Below are 3,618 nucleotides of genomic sequence, written 5' to 3' on the forward strand. Positions count from 1 at the left end.
TTCAAGAACGGAACGCCAGCCGAAGCAGGGCCGGAGCGCGTTGCCTCCATGCGCCAAGGACGGACCTGGATGGATCAACAGGCGCGATTGGCTGCTGAGGCGGCGGGAAAGCGGCTCTCGATCACGTAAGCACTTGGACAAATGGTCTTATGGTAGGCGGTTCTGGCATTTTGAAATCCGCGGAGGAGCTGGGGCGCGCTGCCGGTGCCAAACCATCCGGTTTTGACGCCACGGTCTACCCACTGAGATCGAGTTTTGGGCGAAGCAGAGCGGTATGGCTCGATGGCACGTGGTCTCGGAGCGATCGGCAGCCGATTGACGTAGCGTGCCGCCGGACTGTGAACGAACAAAGGCGCGTTGGTTTCCACGGGGAATGCGCCTAGCTGTTGCTAGATACAGCGATCTGACCTTCGCACGGTCGCCGAACAGGATCATTGGCAAATGTCTGAGCGGCGTACGCTACCGGATCCTTTCACCGGCGTAAGTAAGATGACGACCGTGCTGGCTGCACGAGACTGGGCGGGATCGCCGCTCGGCAATCCTGACGATTGGCCAGCATCACTGTGCGCGACCGTTTCGCTGATGCTGAACTCACGCTTCCCGATGTTCGTCGCATGGGGCGACGATCTCTCCTTGCTTTACAATGATGCGTATGCCGAGATTCTTGGTGACAAGCACCCGAGCGCAGTCGGCGAGAAGTTCGAGAATGTCTGGTCAGAGGTATGGTCCGACATATCGCCCTTGGTGGACCGAGCCTTGGCGGGTGAGGCAACTTGGCTTGAGAATCTGCCGCTTCGAATGAACCGGCGCGGCTATGCCGAGGACAGGCACGGATGGTCTAGCGTCCTCATATGGACGATTTTATTGCCGTTCGACACATTATCGTCCATAGACGGACCATGTTAGAAACGCCGGTCGAGTTTGCGGTTATGCTGGGTCAGCGTATCAAGGCCCGGCGGCTTGCGATGAGCTTCACACAGGCTGACGCCGCCGCCCGGGCCGGCGTCGCCTATCGCACTTGGCGCCGGCTGGAGAGCGAAGGCAAGGCATCAATCGAAGACCTAGCTCGTGCGGCAATCGCGCTGCGTTGCGAGCGCGACCTCGCCGCGCTGTTCCCCGAACCTGCCGCCACGTCGATGGATGCTCTGCTACAACAGCAGCGGGCGGCGCAGGCCGCAGCGCCCAAGCGTCGCCTGCGCGCGCCATCATCGAAGGTTTCTTCGTGAAGCTCGCACCTGGCACGCCACTAGAGCTTGGTCTGATGATGGAGGAGAGCCAGCCTGCGATCCCCATCGGACGGCTAGCGATGGCCGGCGGCTTGGCTCAGCTGGAATGGTCAGCCGCCATTATCGAGGGGCGGCGGAGGATCGACCCGCTGCTCTACCCACCGGAACCCGGCCTCCAGGCGGCGCGTGGCCGGGACTTTGACGGACTGCACGGCTTCCTTGCCGACAGTCTGCCCGACGCCTGGGGCCGGTTGCTGATGAAGCGGAGGCTGGAGAAGCTGGGCGTCCGGCTGGAGACGCTGACAGCCGTCGATCGGCTCGCGCTTGTTGGCAACGGCGGCCGCGGCGCGTTGGTCTATCGGCCCGCGACCACACCGGCGGAGGATGTCGGCACGATCGATCTCGACGCGCTGGCCGAGCAATCGCAGCTTCTGCTGCTGGGCGAAGACACCGACCTGATCGACACGCTGGCTAGGCTCGGCGGCGCGTCCGGCGGCGCCCGACCCAAGGTGAGCATCGGCATCGCCGTCGACGGCACGCTCGGCCAGAACGCCGTTGCCGGCGGCCATGACGAGTGGATCGTCAAGTTTCGCGCCACGGCGGACCCCGTCGACATCGGTCCCGTTGAGGAAGCCTATGCCCGAATGGCGCGTGCCGCGGGGATCGACATGGCGCCGTCGCGGCTGCTGCCGGCGAGAGACGGCGCCGGCTACTTCGCGACGCGCCGGTTCGACCGCCCGTCACCCGGCCGTCGCGTGCACATGGTATCGCTGGCGGGCGCGCTGGAAGCCCTGCCCGACCTGCCGAGCATCGATTACGACGGCCTCATGCGCGCGACCATGGCGATCACCCGCCACGCCGCCGACGTCGAGCAGGCCTTTCGCCGGATGGTGTTCAACATCCTGGCGCACAATCGCGACGATCACACGCGGCAGCACAGCTTTTTGATGCGCGCTGACGGCGAATGGCGTCTCGCTCCCGCTTACGACTTGACCTTCTCGAACGGCCCCGGCGGCGAGCATTACCTCGCCGTCGAAGGCGAAGGCCGGGCACCGACCCGAGACCAGGTTACGACGCTGGGCCGGCGACATGGTCTGTCCGACCGGGCGATTGTGGAGATAATCGACGAGGTGCGGGGCTCATTGGCCGACTGGCCCCAAATTGCCGCCGACGTGGGAGCCAAGGTGTCGCGCGCCGAGATTGACGATCGCCTTGCTTACGCAGCCGCGACGTTCGACTGATTAGCGCCCATCAGACGATCCGCCGCACAGCGCCGCCGCAACGCGAGTTCCAGCCGCCGTTGGGCCTGCCGAGACCCGATCCACGCGGGGCAGCGCTGCCCGCGTGCGGTCACGATCAGAGGGGCGTGTGGTTTGACAATCCACTCGTCAATGCCCTGGAGGGCGTGGATTGCCCATGCGACTGCGGCGCCGCCGTCGGCGAGTTCCTGCGCCACGAAACCGGTCACCAGCGGCTCCCACTCATCCGACCGGATCGACGCCGGGAATTTCGACATAATGTGCCACGCCGCGACCGCAGTGGCATCGCCGGTCATCACGGTGATCGCGAGCAGCACCTATGGGCTTACCCGCGAAGGTCAGTCGGCGCTCATCATGCTGGAGCTCACCCGCCCCAGCTCAAAGGCTAGGACCTGGGTAGGCTGGCTGGAATATCTCCATAGCAGCGGACGGTGGATCAGCGTCGATCCGAACAGCTGGGCACAGGGCATGATCGCGCTCCAGCCAGACGACTGGGACGATGACCAAGGCTAACGGCGCTCAATTGATCGAGTCCGCAATCCGGTGGGCCCGAGTCGCAATACCCGGAAACAGGCTGGTGAACTCCGTGCTGCGCAGGCTCGCCTTGAGGCTGGTGCGCAGCAAACGGCGCTCACGCCGGGTCGGCCGCCGGCCCCAAGCGGCAGCGCAACCGCGAGCGCTCGCGCGGGCGACGAGCGCCTGATGCGCCCGACGGCTGGACAGTGCGAACGCGACGCCGATCACGGTGCCGATCGCTTCTGCAAGAAGACGCGGGAACCAACGGCAGGCGGCGTAGCCGATCGCGATAGCGAGCAGGGACAACATCGAGAATTCCTTTCTTTTTCCACCAGCGCCTGCTGGATCACCCCTCCGCCCATCCGCCCCACATCTCCGACAAGGCGGCGATGCGACCCTATCATTGCCGCCCTCGCGGCTCGCATCCGTCGCCTGACCGGCGACGAAGGTTTCTCCCCTTTGCCGATCTCAGCCATCACCAATGCTAGACATCGGCCCGCGGTGGTCCTGTTCAGCGCGTCCCTGCGGCGCCCGCCGGCCGCTAGGCACCACACGCGAAACCCGCGCATATTCTCAAGGTCATGTCGGTCGGCTACAAGGCGCCGGATGGATGCGTG

6 protein-coding genes are annotated in these 3,618 nt (G+C 65.0%); 4 read left to right on the forward strand and 2 right to left on the reverse strand.

Annotation, left to right across the window (positions count from 1 at the left end; genetic code table 11):
• Positions 1–489 precede the first annotated feature (489 nt).
• The 3 genes from ACE5C1_RS05015 to ACE5C1_RS05025 are packed head-to-tail and all read left to right on the forward strand — an operon-like array spanning position 490 to position 2,467.
• Positions 490–906: a hypothetical protein gene (locus tag ACE5C1_RS05015; RefSeq protein ID WP_374942968.1), complete on the forward strand. Its 417-nt coding sequence runs from the start codon at positions 490–492 to the stop codon at positions 904–906.
• The gene (locus tag ACE5C1_RS05020; protein ID WP_374942969.1) at positions 900–1,226 is read left to right on the forward strand and encodes an XRE family transcriptional regulator; all 327 of its coding nucleotides are present in this window, start codon (positions 900–902) and stop codon (positions 1,224–1,226) included. The genes ACE5C1_RS05015 and ACE5C1_RS05020 overlap by 7 nt, the downstream gene beginning before the upstream one ends.
• Positions 1,227–1,261: 35 nt before the next feature.
• Positions 1,262–2,467, forward strand: coding sequence for a type II toxin-antitoxin system HipA family toxin (locus tag ACE5C1_RS05025; RefSeq protein ID WP_374942970.1), 1,206 nt, complete (start codon positions 1,262–1,264; stop codon positions 2,465–2,467).
• Here the strand turns inward: ACE5C1_RS05025 and ACE5C1_RS05030 are convergent.
• Positions 2,443–2,802, reverse strand: a complete 360-nt coding sequence (locus ACE5C1_RS05030) for a hypothetical protein (protein WP_374942971.1) — start codon at positions 2,800–2,802, stop codon at positions 2,443–2,445. The genes ACE5C1_RS05025 and ACE5C1_RS05030 overlap by 25 nt on opposite strands.
• Here ACE5C1_RS05030 and ACE5C1_RS05035 point away from each other — a divergent pair.
• Complete coding sequence (locus ACE5C1_RS05035) at positions 2,786–2,998, forward strand: hypothetical protein (protein ID WP_374942972.1); 213 nt, start codon at positions 2,786–2,788, stop codon at positions 2,996–2,998. The genes ACE5C1_RS05030 and ACE5C1_RS05035 overlap by 17 nt on opposite strands.
• A 6-nt stretch (positions 2,999–3,004) precedes the next feature.
• Here the strand turns inward: ACE5C1_RS05035 and ACE5C1_RS05040 are convergent, their stop codons facing one another.
• Positions 3,005–3,310, reverse strand: coding sequence for a hypothetical protein (locus ACE5C1_RS05040; RefSeq protein ID WP_374942973.1), 306 nt, complete (start codon positions 3,308–3,310; stop codon positions 3,005–3,007).
• Positions 3,311–3,618 lie beyond the last annotated feature (308 nt).

The sequence above is a fragment of the Sphingomonas sp. genome, assembly GCF_964263785.1.
Lineage (GTDB): Bacteria > Pseudomonadota > Alphaproteobacteria > Sphingomonadales > Sphingomonadaceae > Sphingomonas.

Excerpts from the sequence above, each read along its gene's own strand:
- ACE5C1_RS05015 (WP_374942968.1), top strand. The coding sequence starts at position 490 with ATGACGACCGTGCTGGCTGCACGAGACTGGGCGGGATCGCCGCTCGGC.
- ACE5C1_RS05020 (WP_374942969.1), top strand. The coding sequence starts at position 900 with ATGTTAGAAACGCCGGTCGAGTTTGCGGTTATGCTGGGTCAGCGTATC.
- ACE5C1_RS05025 (WP_374942970.1), top strand. The coding sequence starts at position 1,262 with ATGATGGAGGAGAGCCAGCCTGCGATCCCCATCGGACGGCTAGCGATG.
- ACE5C1_RS05040 (WP_374942973.1), bottom strand. The coding sequence starts at position 3,310 with ATGTTGTCCCTGCTCGCTATCGCGATCGGCTACGCCGCCTGCCGTTGG.